At 61.0% G+C, this 12,738-nt stretch carries 11 protein-coding genes; 1 reads left to right on the top strand and 10 read right to left on the bottom strand.

The features are described from left to right. Nucleotides 1-8: 8 nt before the first annotated feature. The 7 genes from ACK83U_RS23170 to ACK83U_RS23140 all read right to left on the bottom strand — a co-directional run bounded on the left by ACK83U_RS23170 (nucleotide 9) and on the right by ACK83U_RS23140 (nucleotide 6,681). Complete coding sequence (locus ACK83U_RS23170; protein ID WP_112609065.1) at nucleotides 9-1,022, bottom strand: alcohol dehydrogenase catalytic domain-containing protein; 1,014 nt, start codon at nucleotides 1,020-1,022, stop codon at nucleotides 9-11. Next, nucleotides 1,019-2,056 (bottom strand): branched-chain amino acid ABC transporter permease, encoded by a 1,038-nt coding sequence (locus ACK83U_RS23165; protein WP_412475010.1) that lies wholly within the window; start codon nucleotides 2,054-2,056, stop codon nucleotides 1,019-1,021. The genes ACK83U_RS23170 and ACK83U_RS23165 overlap by 4 nt, the downstream gene beginning before the upstream one ends. 4 nt (nucleotides 2,057-2,060) lie before the next feature. Then, complete coding sequence (locus ACK83U_RS23160) at nucleotides 2,061-2,918, bottom strand: branched-chain amino acid ABC transporter permease (RefSeq protein ID WP_112413316.1); 858 nt, start codon at nucleotides 2,916-2,918, stop codon at nucleotides 2,061-2,063. Further along, entirely contained in the window at nucleotides 2,905-3,633 is a 729-nt protein-coding gene (locus ACK83U_RS23155; protein ID WP_112609064.1) for an ABC transporter ATP-binding protein, read from the bottom strand. The genes ACK83U_RS23160 and ACK83U_RS23155 overlap by 14 nt, the downstream gene beginning before the upstream one ends. Further along, a complete protein-coding gene (locus tag ACK83U_RS23150) occupies nucleotides 3,630-4,358 on the bottom strand; it encodes an ABC transporter ATP-binding protein (protein WP_112609062.1) in 729 nt (242 codons plus the stop codon). The genes ACK83U_RS23155 and ACK83U_RS23150 overlap by 4 nt, the downstream gene beginning before the upstream one ends. Nucleotides 4,359-4,491: 133 nt before the next feature. Then, nucleotides 4,492-5,793 carry an ABC transporter substrate-binding protein gene (locus tag ACK83U_RS23145; protein WP_412475009.1) on the bottom strand — a complete coding sequence of 434 codons (1,302 nt, stop codon included), beginning with the start codon at nucleotides 5,791-5,793 and terminating at the stop codon, nucleotides 4,492-4,494. Nucleotides 5,794-5,862: 69 nt separating this feature from the next. Then, on the bottom strand, nucleotides 5,863-6,681 hold the full coding sequence (locus ACK83U_RS23140; protein WP_112337704.1) for an SDR family NAD(P)-dependent oxidoreductase: 819 nt from the start codon (nucleotides 6,679-6,681) through the stop codon (nucleotides 5,863-5,865). Nucleotides 6,682-7,009: 328 nt separating this feature from the next. Here ACK83U_RS23140 and ACK83U_RS23135 point away from each other — a divergent pair, with 328 nt between their 5' ends. Beyond that, nucleotides 7,010-8,617 (top strand): XylR N-terminal domain-containing protein, encoded by a 1,608-nt coding sequence (locus tag ACK83U_RS23135; protein WP_112609058.1) that lies wholly within the window; start codon nucleotides 7,010-7,012, stop codon nucleotides 8,615-8,617. Between the two features lie 332 nt (nucleotides 8,618-8,949). On the opposite strand, the gene ACK83U_RS23130 is transcribed toward ACK83U_RS23135, so the two are convergent. The 3 genes from ACK83U_RS23130 to ACK83U_RS23120 are packed head-to-tail and all read right to left on the bottom strand — an operon-like array spanning nucleotide 8,950 to nucleotide 12,738. Next, nucleotides 8,950-10,641, bottom strand: a complete 1,692-nt coding sequence (locus ACK83U_RS23130) for a dihydroxyacetone kinase subunit DhaK (protein ID WP_112609056.1) — start codon at nucleotides 10,639-10,641, stop codon at nucleotides 8,950-8,952. 11 nt (nucleotides 10,642-10,652) lie between these two features. Further along, nucleotides 10,653-11,648 (bottom strand): ABC transporter ATP-binding protein, encoded by a 996-nt coding sequence (locus ACK83U_RS23125; RefSeq protein WP_112609054.1) that lies wholly within the window; start codon nucleotides 11,646-11,648, stop codon nucleotides 10,653-10,655. Then, nucleotides 11,641-12,738: an ABC transporter ATP-binding protein gene (locus tag ACK83U_RS23120; protein ID WP_112609052.1), complete on the bottom strand. Its 1,098-nt coding sequence runs from the start codon at nucleotides 12,736-12,738 to the stop codon at nucleotides 11,641-11,643. Before ACK83U_RS23120 ends, ACK83U_RS23125 begins: the two co-directional genes overlap by 8 nt.

Raw genomic sequence — 12,738 nt, 5'->3', positions numbered from 1 at the left:
ATGCCGTTTCAGCCGACTGCGGGCGTAATCAGCACCTTGCATTGCGTTGTGCGCCGCCTGAGCGCTTCGAATGCGTCTGGTACAGCGGCAAGACCGATCCGGCCGGTCACCAGTGCCTGCGGCCGATGGCGGCCGGGGCCGAGCGCCTGCAGCGCCATGTCGAACTCCGCCATGGTAAAGAACACGGCGAAGATCACCTGTATTTCCTTGGAAATCGCGGCAAATGGATCCCATGTGTCGCCGCCGACGCAGAGGCCCACCGCGACCACCGTGCCATGCACGCGTACCAGCCGACAGGCAGCATCGATCAACCCGCGTTTGCCGACGCATTCAAAGACGATGTCCGGTGCGCCTCCGGTCAATGCGCGAAACTCCTCCGCCAGGCCTTCACCCGAGAGAGCAAAGGCGGTAGCGCCTATTTCTGCCGCGCGCTCTGCCTGATGGCGATTCAGATCGGCAACGACGACATGGGCGGCGCCGAGCCGTCTGGCCCAAAAGGCGACGAGCAGGCCGATCGGGCCTGCACCGAGGACCAGTAAACGGTTGCCCGGCTTCAGCCCCGAACGCGTGACCGCATGCAGGCCGACTGCAACCGGCTCGGCCAGAGCCCCCTCCTCGGTCGGCAAATCGTCCGGCAGCCGACGGCACTGACGGGCAGCGACGGTGATGAATTCAGCATAGCCGCCGCCGATCAGTCGCATCTCGGCACACCACGCGGGTTCGCCGCTCGAGCAGCTGTCGCAATGACCGCAGCCGCGCATCGGCGCGACGGCAACCCGGTCGCCGGACTTGAAATTCGCGACCTTAGTGCCACAGGCCACCACTTCGCCGGAAATTTCATGGCCGAGGACGCCGCCTCTTTTGAGTGCGAAGGTTTCGGGATCTTCCGTCATGTGCAGGTCGGAGCCGCAAATGCCGCAGGCGGCAACGCGCAGCAATACCTCGTCGGCGCCGGGTTGCGGCGTTTCGATCGTTTTGACATCGAGCGGTCGTCCGACTGCCTCGAATAATGCCGCCCTCATCGCGGGTCCTCCAGAAGCGTGCGCCTCGTCGGGAACCAGGAGGCGTTTGTGGCCTTCTGGATCAATCCCCAGAGGCCACCGCGGGCAAAAAGGGCCATGATGAGGGTGAGCAGCCCGAGGACGACGAGATAGGTGGCGCCGTACTGTGCGAATAGACGGTCGGTGACAAAATAGACAAGCGCGCCAATCAGCACCCCTTCGAGCGAGCCGAGCCCACCGACCATGACGATGAAGATCGACACGTTCGCCCAGGTCGGGCTGTAGGCAGCCGGCGGCGTGATGCGTAGCTGCGCCATGAAGTAGATGGCACCGGCAAGGCCGGTACCGACGGCGGCGGCCACCCAGATCAGGAATTTCAGGAGGCCGACGTTGACGCCCTGGCTTGCCGCGGCAATCGGATTGTCGCGGACGGCGACCAGCGCCAAGCCATAGCGCGAACGCAACAGCAGATAGCTGCCACCAACGGCGACAAGCAGCATCAGTGCCGCCAGTATCGAAATGCCGATTGCGCGTTCGCCAGGCGTATAGCTCGACATGACACGCAAGCTCATGCCAGCGCCGGCATTGACATAGCTGAAGACGGACGTGGCAAGGCGCATGACTTCCGCCACCACCCAGGTACCGATAGCGAAATATGGACCGTCGAGGCGATGGAGCAGGCCATAAGTGAGCGCCGCCAATATCGCCGGTGCAATGACCGACAAAGGCACGGCGAGGAAGGGGCTCAAGCCCCAAAGCTGCGCCATGATGAACATCGCATAGGCGGCCGCACCGACGAAGGCCTGCTGGCCCACGGAGACAAGGCCACCATAACCGGCGAGCAGGTTCCACATCTGCGCGACGGTGATGTAACAGCACAGTTCGACGACGTCGCGGATGAGGCCTTGGCTTGCCCAGAGCGGCATCGAAGCGACGGCCGCGAGCAGCGCGACGCTGATAACGAGTGCAATCAGGCTCGAGCGCGTCTGGCGCTGTACGCGCACGGCGGGCCGCGGGATGGCATCGGTCAAACGGGCGGCGAACGCATTGGTCACGGCTTCAACCCCTTCCTAGGAAGCCCTGGGGACGCAGGGCGAGGATGATCAGAAAAACGAGGTGGCCGGCGAGGATCCCGAACCCGGGATCGATGCGGAAACCGACGGACTGACTGACCCCGAGCGCCATGGCTCCGAAAAAGGCGCCCCAGATCGAGCCCATACCGCCGATAATGACAGCCTCGAAGGCGTAGATCAGCTGGAACGCCCCGTCGGCAGGCGCCACGGTCGAACGCAACGACTGGAAGACCGCGGCAAAGCCGAGGATCGCGACAGCGATTGCCGTTGCCCCGGTGTAGACCGTCTTCGGGTTGACACCGGTCAGCGCCGCGGCTTCTACATCGGCCGAAGCTGCGCGCAGGGCACGGCCAAAGCGTGTCGAGCGCAACGCCACGTCGAGGCCGCCGGTCAGCACGGTCGCCGTCAGAAGCACGATCACTGGCAAGACGCCGACAAAGAGAGGCCCGAGTTGGAAGGAGGCATGGACGATGTCGCCGCCGCCTAGCGAGCGAGTGTCGGCTGACCATATCTGCAGCATGGCGTTCTGCAGGGCGATGGAGAGCCCGAAAGTGGCAATCAGCGAGGGAAGCGGATCGGCACCGACGACACGGTTGAGGATGAGCCGCTGCAGGATGACGCCGATGACGGCCCCAAGCACCACGAGGATCACCAGTACCGACCACGGGCCGAGCGAGAAAGTGGTGGCCAGGCTGATGCCGATCAGCGCCAGGAGGATCACCAGGTCGCCATGGGTGATGTTGACGACGCGCATGACGCCGAACATCAGCGCCATGCCGAGCGCGTATTGGGCATAGAGGCCGCCGAGAAGAATGCCCTGGATGAGCCCGTCAAGCCACTGCATGAGCCCCTCCGAAATAAGCTTCGCCAATCGCTTCGCGCGAGACGTCAGCCGATCGGCCGGTGAGGCTGACGTGTCCCTCAAGCATGCAGTAGAGCCGGTTCGACGAGGAGCGAGCGAGCCCGACGTCCTGCTCCACCAGTACGATCGCCGTACCGGTTTCACAGATCGACGGCAGCGCCTGGTAGATTTCCTTCACCACCTTCGGTGCCAGGCCGAGGCTGATTTCGTCACACAGAAGTACGCGCGGCTGGCTGAGCAACGCCCTGCCGATCGCCACCATCTGCTGCTGCCCGCCAGACAGGGATTCCACAGGCACGGCCTGCTTTTCCTTCAGGAGCGGAAAGAGCGCGAACAAGCGCTCCAGCGTCCAGCCATCAGCAGCGGATTTACCGGCGTGGTCGATGGCGACGCGCAGATTGTCGATCACCGACATGCCGATAAAGAGGCGACGGCCTTCGGGCACGATCGCTACGCCGTCGGCCACCATCCGATGCGGCTTGGCGCCTCCGACCGGCCGGCCATCGAGCTGTACCATGCCTGGCGCAACGCTCAGAAGGCCCATGATCGATTTCAGAAGCGTCGACTTGCCGGCACCATTGGCCCCGATCAGGGCGACGACCTCGCCCGCGGCAATCTCGAAGTCGATACCGTAAAGAGCCTGAAAATCGCCGTAGTGAGCGACCAGTCCGTGTGTGGAAAGCAGTGCTGCACTCATGCCTCGACCCCCATATAGACCCTTCGCACCTCCGGACTTTGGATGACTTCGGCCGGCACACCTTCCGCGATCTTCTCCCCGAAATTCAGCACCAGCATGCGGTCGGCAACGGCGAGCAGCGCGTGCAGCACATGTTCGATCCAGACGATGGTGACGCCACTGTCGCGGATGCGGCGAATAAGCGAGACGAGCGCCCTTCCCTCCTCGTCGGTAAGCCCACCAGCAATCTCGTCGAGCAACAGGAGCTTCGGCGACGAGGCGAGCGCACGCGCGAGTTCCAGCCGCTTACGGTCGAGCAGCGTCAGCGAGCCGGCTGAACGGTTCGCCTTGTCGGACAGCTCGCAAGCCCTGAGGATCTCAGCGCAACGCCGATAGCTCTCGGCATCCTTGGCGCCGCTGCCGAAAAAGGCGGCGACGAGCAGGTTCTCGAAGGTCGTCATACCGACATAGGGACGCGGGATCTGGTAGGTCCGGCCGATGCCGATTTTGCAACGGCGATAGGGCGGCTGGCCAACGAGTTTCTGCCCGTCAAAGATCAACTCGCCGCCATCGACGCGCATGTCGCCGCTGATCAGGTTGAATAGGGTTGTCTTGCCGGCTCCATTCGGCCCGACGATGCCCAGAACCTCGCCAGAGCTGACCGTAAAACTCACCTCGTGCAAGACCTTGAGGGCCCCGAACGATTTGCTGAGGTCGCGTGCCTCGAGTAGTACGCCGTTTTCCATGCTCCTCCACCCCGGCTTTTTTGCCGCCGGCGGCGCGTTTAGGCGCGCCCTTCCGATCCTCCGTCCAATCCGCTCCGGCCCGATCGCATCGAGCAGGAGCGGCATTTCGCTTTGTCTTGGCTTCACGCCTTGCTTAGGCAGTCCGCCAGGGCAGCGGCACGATCTTGCGTTCCGGCTGGAAGAGCTTGTTGACGGTATTGTCGACGATCTTCAGGTCGTAGGGCCACTTGTCGCCCTTGACCCATTGCCCGCCGAAAATCGGTGAGGTCGCCACATTTTGGTGCGGTCCCTTGGCAAAATTGACCGGGCCGATCAGTGTCTGCATGTTGGTGGCAACAACCGCCTCGAGGTTGGCGGCGCGGTCGAGCGGGTTCTTGGAACGCTTGAGAACGTCGATCGCCACTTCGAGGATAGCGTGGCTGTAGCCGAGCGGCTGCGTCCACTGCTTCTTCTTTTCCGCTTCCCACTGGTCTGTGAGATCCCGGCTCACCTGACCGGTCAGCGTCGACTTGAATGGAAAGGCCGGTGTCCACCAGACTTCCGAAGACATACCCTCACCGAGCGAGCCCATGGCTTCCACGCCCGAGGCGAAGAGCAACGCGGCCGCGACCGTAATCGCCTTCGGCTTATAGCCCTGCTGGGCACACTGGTTGACGAAGGTCTTCAAATCGGCCGGATAGGCGATACCGCCGATGATATCGCAGTTCGCTTGCTTGAAAGCCGATATTTGCGCCGAAAAATCGTTGGTGCGCGGCTGGAAGAAGCCGGGAACGACAATTTCGAAGCCAGCTTTCTTGGTAGGGGCAGGCAGGCCGTAATCCATGTTGCCCCATGTTTCACCATCCGCGTTCTGCGGAAACAGCATGCCGACCTTGCGGTTGCTTTCCAGCGTGTTCCAGAGGCCGACATAGGTGTTCAGTGCTTCGTCCAGGCCCCAGAAGAAGTGGTAGGTCCATTTGAACGGCTTGTCCTTGCCTCCACGCGGGAAGATGATCGCCTGCCAGGGCGCGCCCGTCGAGATGCATGGGCATTCATTGAGTTCAGCCTGATCGGCAGCAGGACTTACCGTATCGGTCGTCGAGGCCGGCAGCAGCAGGTGAACGCCCTCATTGAGAATGAGATCGCCGGCAACTTCCGCGGACTTGTTGGGGTCCGACTGGCTGTCGCGGATCAGGAATTCGACATTGAAGTGGCCGGCCGCCGTATCCAGCCCGCCCTTGAGTTGCTCCTTGATCTTTTCCAGCGCCCAGCCGTCGGTCTCACCGAAGAGGGCGAGAGGCCCGGTCGCTGGCGTGATGAAGCCGACCTTGATGGTGCCGGCCGATTGCGCGCGGGCAATCATCGGCGCACCGAGCGCCGAGGCAGCAAGGCCAGCGCCTATTCCCTTCAGCACCGTGCGGCGTGAAGGCATCGACAAACTGCTTTTCGATTCCATTATTTTATCCTCCCTCTGAATCTCACTCGCCGGCTGCGATTTCCTCCTCCCGCATCCGGCAAAGTTCATTTATTTGATGCGGTGCATCGAACCTCCGTCGATGACAATCTGGCTGCCTGTGACGTAGGACGAGCAGGGCGACGCTAGATAGAGAGCAAGCCCCTTGATATCCTCGGGATCGCCGATCCGCCCGATCAGCGACTGCTGTTCGAACGCCTTGCGGTCCGCCGGTATTCGCAGCCTGCCGCCGGCAATGTTGGTCATGAAGGGACCAGGCGAGATACAGTTGACGAGAATACCGAACTGCCCCAATTCCATCGCCATCTGGCGTACGAAATGGTCGACGCCTGCCTTGGCTGGCATATAGGGCGTACCGACGATTGCCTCATTGATCTGAGCAGCGATGGACGAGGTGACGATGATACGACCGCCTCCCGTCGCCTTCATATGGCGGGCCGCATGCTTGACGGTTGTATAGACCGAGGAGAGATTGACCTCGATCACTCGATCCCAGTGATGATCGTCGAGAACATCGATGGCTCCGTCCTTAAGCCGCTCACCTGTCGTAGACAGAAAACCAGGCCCGGCATCGATTCCGGCATTTGCAAAGACGACGTCGATCCGTCCATGACGCTCGGCCACGGCATCGAAAGCAGCCGCCATGGTCGCCCGATCCGAGACATCGATCTCCAGACCGCAGACTTCAGCTCCATCTCGGGCGATTTCCGCCACCACACGGTCGAGATTGTCCGCATCCATATCGAAAATGCAGACACGCGCTCCATTGTCCGCCATTACCTCCGCATAGGCCCGTCCTATGCCGCTCGCACCGCCGGTCACAATGACCGACTTACCGCGAACGTCGAACATATCCTGCAAGCTCGTCATTTTTCCTCCCGTGCCGCCAGGGGCGGCATGCCCGAGCCTTGGCTCGAACTCCTCCATTCCGCCTTGCCCTCCCCGACGCAGCAGAATTGGTTCATTAGGACGAGAAATCTGAGCGGCCTGTCAAATAACACTGACAACGAATGCGGAGAAGTTCTCCGGGTAAACTCCAATAACTTGAAACAGAACGATATTCTTTAAAAGAACTCACCTTCCTACGCGGACTTGTCAAGGCGACCACCTGCTGAAAAGATGAAGTGACTTCATCAAATCATAAAGCGGCCATCCTAAAAAGGATCGCCGAACCGCTCGCTACGCAGAAGAGGTATTGATGCAGGGATTGGTCGAATCTTCGAGAATGCTGGATCGAGGCGGCAATCCGACCGTCCGGCAGCTTCTCTCCGGCCTGGTCTTCAATCCGAATGACGGAACGATCCAGCTGAATGGCGCGCGCATCGTTATGCAGCGCGCGTCCGCCCTTTCCGATCTGAGGCGGGAACTCGTGCGCTTGCTCGGCGAGAAGGAGGCGCGCGTCTTCCTTTTGCGCCTGGGCTTCATGTCCGGCCGGTCGGATGCACGCTTCGTGCGCGCCGGCTGGCCAAATCTGGACATAGGCGACGCCTTCACCGCCGGAACGCGGCTGCATACCTTCAGCGGCGTGGTGCGTGTCGAGACCGTCTTCAACACCTACGACTTTCGCAAAAAGCGATTTTCTGCCGAGTTCCTTTGGCGCGACAGCGTCGAAGCCGCCGAATTCAGTAAGACGCGACTGGCATCTGAACCCGTTTGCTGGACGCAGCTTGGCTACGCTTCAGGTTATGCCAGCGAGTTCTTTGATACGCTGATCGTGTACAAGGAGATCGAATGCGCGGCGCAGGGCCACAGCCATTGCCGGGTAGTCGGAAAGCCAGCCGATGGCTGGGGCCTCAACGATCCAGAGGTGATGCTTTTCCGCGAGCGTATCGATGTTGCCGACGACATCAGCACCGTCCCTGCTTCGCGCAGCAGCGCCGCGCGCGCTGCCAGCACCTCCCTCTCCAGCCTCGACCGCCTGATACTTATGCCGGTGCGCGACCGACTCGATCGCCTCGCGGCCACAACCCTGCCCGTGCTGATAACCGGTGCGCCGGGGACTGGACGCGGCATTGCCGCGCGCTATCTGCATCGCGGATCTGCTGCCACTGCCACCAATCTACGGCGGGTAGTTGGGATGCAAGTCGATCTTGCGCTTTGCGCCGAGGTCGCACGACCGGTTAAGGCAACCCGCCGCGCGCCTCAGCGCGAGACGATCGTGATCGACGCTGTCGAAACCATACCCGCCGACATTCAACCGCATTTTGCCCGGGCCGTCGAGGAGGGCATGACGGAAGGAGGCCCGCGCATTCTTGCGATAGCGGACGAATACCAGGAATCGGAGATGCCGGCCTTTTCAACCGAGCTTCACTCGGTCTTATCGCCGCTGCACGTCCGTATGCCACCGTTGGCCAAGCGGGAAGGCGAGCGGCTAGCACTCGCCCACGCCATGTTACAGGAACTCGCAGTTCGTATGGGACTAGAGCCTCCAAGCTTTGAGGCAGGCGCCAAAAAGCTGATCGAGACGCAACTTTGGCCGGGCAATCTGCGCCAGATGCGTGGTGTCCTTATCGCCGTGCTCAATTCACTGACCACCGGGGCGACGATTTCCGCCGCTCAGATCGAAATCGCATTGGCGCGTCTTGCTCCCAATCCACGCAATAGCGCCACCGGATCCGGAAAAAGCGCAATCGATCCGAACCAGCTATTGGGATCCGACGGATTTTCGCTCAACGCTCTCGAGCGCTCCTTGTATGAGATCGCGATGGTGCAGGCACAAGGGAACCTTTCGGCGGCCGCTCGCATGCTTGGCCTGACACGAGCGCAGCTTGCCTATCGTATCGACAACGCGCGGCGCAGCAAGTAAGGGCTAAGCCGTAGCCCATGATGGCTCGGTTCCAGGCTACGCCGATTTCGAAACTGCTCTTGCGTTGGATGACGCGGAAGTCCGGGGCGTCTTCGCTCGCCGCTTGGCCGCAGACACTGTGTGGATCTGATTAATCGCCGCCGTGGGGAGAAGCATATCCACCAGCGCCTCTGGGGCATCCACCATAGGGTCGTGGCGACTTCTATCCAAGACGACTGCGCGCCCGCTTGCATCCTTCCGGCAACGTCGCGGCACTTTCGATCAAGCCGGCAAGTTCATAATCAACTTTTCCATCGAGAAGTCCCGCGTCAAACTCACCCATGGTAGGCGCGTCATTGTCGATAGCCAGCCGGCGATGCGCTGGCCGGTCGCTTGTCCAGTGCGTGCTGTTCAGATAGATCGCTGCGACCTGCCAGATATTCAAACAACCGAGCGACCGCTTCCGCGCCGGGATCGATGTGGCCCTCAAGTTGCTTGGCATTGATGTAGGCGGCGCGTCCGGCCTTGGCATGGACGAGCGTGGCGGTCATGTCTGCGCCGGCGCGAGCTGCATGCGCCGCTGCTGCCAAACCGCCGTTGAGCGCATCCAGGGCCGGCAAGAGAGCATCGACCATGGTTCGGTCTCCCAGACGAGCACCGCCGATCTCCTGCATGCGGTAAAGCCCGGCCTGCAGCGCCTCGCGAATGGCGAGCCCACTCGACGCTCCATCGCCGGCAGCGGCAAAGAAGATCGCTAGAAGCACCCCCGACGATCCGCCCATAGTCTGACTGAGTTCCTGCCCCATAGCCCGGAAGAGTTGCGTATAGTCTGAAAGAGGAAGGCGGTCGAGCGCGTCGATAAGCGCGCGTGCCGCGCCGGCCAAGGTCGACCCCGTATCACCGTCTCCCGACTTCGCGTCAAGCGCGTTCAGATCCATCTCTGAGAGAATGAGAAGATTGCAGCAATCCGTCAAAAACTGGCGGGTAGGCTCGTGCTTCGATGCGAGAGGAGCAATCGGCGTCAGCCCATCCGGGAGTGCAAGCGCCGCGGCCGGTTTGATCGCTGCCAAGCCTGGCCAAGCCGGTAGCGCGACCGGCTTGGCCAACAGCGCCAGTTCTTTCTTGTCGGCAGGAAAGACCGAGATAGAGAAGCCGTGCATGTCAAGCGACGTCATCATCGCAGCAGGTCCGATCACATGCGAGATCTTTCCTGAAATAGCCGATCGGGCAATTTCGTGGACAATGACCGACATTTCCAGCATCGATGCGCCGCCCAGATTATTCACGAGCACGACATGGGGCCTATCATCCATGGTTGCCGCGAGACGCTCAACCATGGCGGCAACCGCAGCTCGGACACCGGTATACCCTACCAGCTCGACACCGGCCTCGCCGTGGATCCCGAGCCCGAGTTCGGCGCGGCCTTCCGGAATCCTGTGTTCCTTCGGCGAACCAGGCACGGTGCATGTGTCGAGCGACATTCCGATCGACCGCGTACCCGCAATGACATGGCGCGCGGCTTCAGTGATAGTCTCCAGATCAGCATCGTTCTCCGACAAGGCTCCCGCGATCTTGTGAACAAAGAGCGTGCCCGCCACGCCGCGAGATTGCGGGAGATGCGGTAACGCGATGTCATCATCCACAATGACCATGCCGACATTCAAGCCAAAGGCGCGAGCACGCTCCGCCGCCAAACCGAAGTTGAGGCGGTCGCCCGTATAGTTCTTGACGATCAGGAGGCAGCCGGCCGGCCCTGTGACGGACAGGATACCGGCGAGGATTGCATCGACGCTGGGAGACGCAAAAATATCTCCGCAGACGGCTGCGGTGAGCATCCCCTTGCCGACGAAGCCCGCGTGAGCCGGCTCATGGCCCGATCCGCCTCCAGAGACGATCGCGACCTTGCTCTTATCCCAATCCGAACGCACGACGACACGGATATGCGGAAAACCATCGAGGCGGCTCAGGGCGCCCCCCGATGCAACGAGAAGGCCCTCGATTGCTTCGGTGACCGCCTTTTCCCTGCTGTTGAGGAACTGTGACATTCTCGCCTCCCTTAAACCAAGCGCATGCCGGCCGCGTCGAAATAGAGCGGCTTGTTCGGCTGGATCTTAACGATCTCGCCACTTCTGAGGGCCGTATGAGCCTCGGTGACGGTGATCAAATTGTGTTTCTTGAACGAAAGATGCAGGCGCGTCTGATCGCCCAGATGCTCGACGCGGGTAACAGTCGCCTCCTGGCCATCGCCTTGAGCGATATGCTCGGGACGCAGGCCTATCGATTTGGCGTTTGCCGGGGCACCGGGGAAAAGCTCGGCAGGCAGCACGTTGATGCGCGGCTGTCCGAGGCGAGTGGCGGCGTAGACGCTCACCGGCTGTTCATAAATTTCGCGCGGAGAACCGAACTGGGCGAGCCTGCCCTCGTGAAGGACGCCGACATGTGTTGCCATCGTCATCGCCTCGACCTGATCGTGGGTCACGTAAAGCAAGGTTGCACCGGATTTGGCTTGAATGCTCTTGAGCTCGATACGCAGATCGGCGCGCAGCTTGGCGTCAAGCGAGCTCAGCGGTTCATCCATGAGATAGATCTGCGGATTTCTGACCAATGCGCGCCCGATGGACACGCGTTGCATTTCACCGCCGGAAAGAGCCGTCGCCTTATTATCGAGCTTATGGGAAATCTGGAGAATTTCGGCGACCGTGTTCACCTTCTCGTCAATTGTGCGTTGCGGCGTCTTCAGCAAGGGCGACTTCAGCGGAAATTCAAGGTTCTGGCGTACCGAAAGGTGCGGATAGAGCGAATATTGCTGAAATACCATCGCGACGTTGCGCTGCGCCGGTGTCAGCCCGCGCATGGATCGTCCACCGATCATGATCTCGCCGACATCAGGGTTATCGAGGCCCGACACCATCCGCAAAGTCGTCGTCTTGCCCGCACCCGTCGGCCCCAGAAGAACGACGAACGAACCGTCGGGAACGATCATGGACAGCTCATCGAGTGCCCGGTGACCGGCGAAAGATTTCGTAATATTCTTCAAGATGACCTCAGCCACGGCGCAACACTCCCTCGTTGGCTTCGGAAACAAGCGCGGCCCCGGTCGCAGAGTTGAAGACCGTCAGGTTCCTGGAATCGAAGTCCAGTCCGATCAGTTCTTCGACATGTGCGACCTGGTGGGATGGTGTACGAACCTTGATCTCGCCATGCGGCGTGTCGATCGTGACGATCTGCGTCGTACCCAGATATTCCACGGCTATGACCCGCCCTCTATAAGCGGAATCGTCGTTGAAGCGTATGTGTTCGGGCCTGACGCCCAGCGCCAGCTTGCCGGCATGTTCTTCGCGAGACATTGGCACCCTCACCATGTGTCCGGCAAGGCTGACATGAGTTCCGCCGGTTCCGACCGAACCATCGAACTCCAGGAAATTCATGGGCGGCGAGCCGATGAACTTGGCCACGAATTTCGTCGCCGGCCAGTCATAGATCTCCTGCGGCTTGCCGAACTGCTCGACGACCCCGTGCTTCATCACCACGATCTTGTCGCCCATCTGCATGGCTTCCAACTGATCATGGGTGACATAGACGGTGGTGGCGCCCATGCGGTCGTGCAGTGCCCGCAGCTCTTGCGCCATGTGTTCGCGGAATTCGGCGTCAAGGGCGCCTAGCGGCTCATCCATGAAGAAGGCTTTCGGGTTGCGGACAATGGCGCGACCTACCGCCACACGCTGCCGGTCGCCGCCGGAAAGCCCGCCGATCGGCTTGTCGAGGATATTTTCGATCCGCAGGATCTTGGCTACTTCTGCGACCCGCTTTGCGACCTCAGCCTTTCTCATGCCCTGGCTGACCAACGGATAGGAAATATTTCTTCGGACATTCATATGCGGATAAAGAGCAAACATCTGGAAAACGAATGCGATATCGCGCTCGCTTGCCCTCTTCATCCCAACCTCTTCGCCACCGATATAGATTTCACCGCTGGTTGGGAGCTCGAGGCCGGCCATCATCCGCAGGGTGGTCGTCTTCCCGCAGCCGGAAGGCCCGAGCAGCATAAAGAACTCCCCATCTTCCACGGTGAAGGTGGAAGACTTCACCGCGTTGAAAGCTCCAAAGTCCTTGCGCACATTGTGAATTCTGATTTGCGCCAT

This window comes from Rhizobium sp. WW22, assembly GCF_047041135.1.
Taxonomy (GTDB): Bacteria; Pseudomonadota; Alphaproteobacteria; order Rhizobiales; family Rhizobiaceae; genus Rhizobium.
Note: the sequence above shows the minus strand (reverse complement) of the source record. Positions and strands in the feature narration are given on the sequence as shown.

Excerpts from the sequence above, each read along its gene's own strand:
- ACK83U_RS23155 (WP_112609064.1), bottom strand. The coding sequence starts at position 3,633 with ATGAGTGCAGCACTGCTTTCCACACACGGACTGGTCGCTCACTACGGC.
- ACK83U_RS23140 (WP_112337704.1), bottom strand. The coding sequence starts at position 6,681 with ATGACGAGCTTGCAGGATATGTTCGACGTTCGCGGTAAGTCGGTCATT.
- ACK83U_RS23170 (WP_112609065.1), bottom strand. The coding sequence starts at position 1,022 with ATGAGGGCGGCATTATTCGAGGCAGTCGGACGACCGCTCGATGTCAAA.
- ACK83U_RS23150 (WP_112609062.1), bottom strand. The coding sequence starts at position 4,358 with ATGGAAAACGGCGTACTACTCGAGGCACGCGACCTCAGCAAATCGTTC.
- ACK83U_RS23145 (WP_412475009.1), bottom strand. The coding sequence starts at position 5,793 with ATGGAATCGAAAAGCAGTTTGTCGATGCCTTCACGCCGCACGGTGCTG.
- ACK83U_RS23135 (WP_112609058.1), top strand. The coding sequence starts at position 7,010 with ATGCAGGGATTGGTCGAATCTTCGAGAATGCTGGATCGAGGCGGCAAT.
- ACK83U_RS23120 (WP_112609052.1), bottom strand. The coding sequence starts at position 12,738 with ATGGCGCAAATCAGAATTCACAATGTGCGCAAGGACTTTGGAGCTTTC.
- ACK83U_RS23160 (WP_112413316.1), bottom strand. The coding sequence starts at position 2,918 with ATGCAGTGGCTTGACGGGCTCATCCAGGGCATTCTTCTCGGCGGCCTC.
- ACK83U_RS23130 (WP_112609056.1), bottom strand. The coding sequence starts at position 10,641 with ATGTCACAGTTCCTCAACAGCAGGGAAAAGGCGGTCACCGAAGCAATC.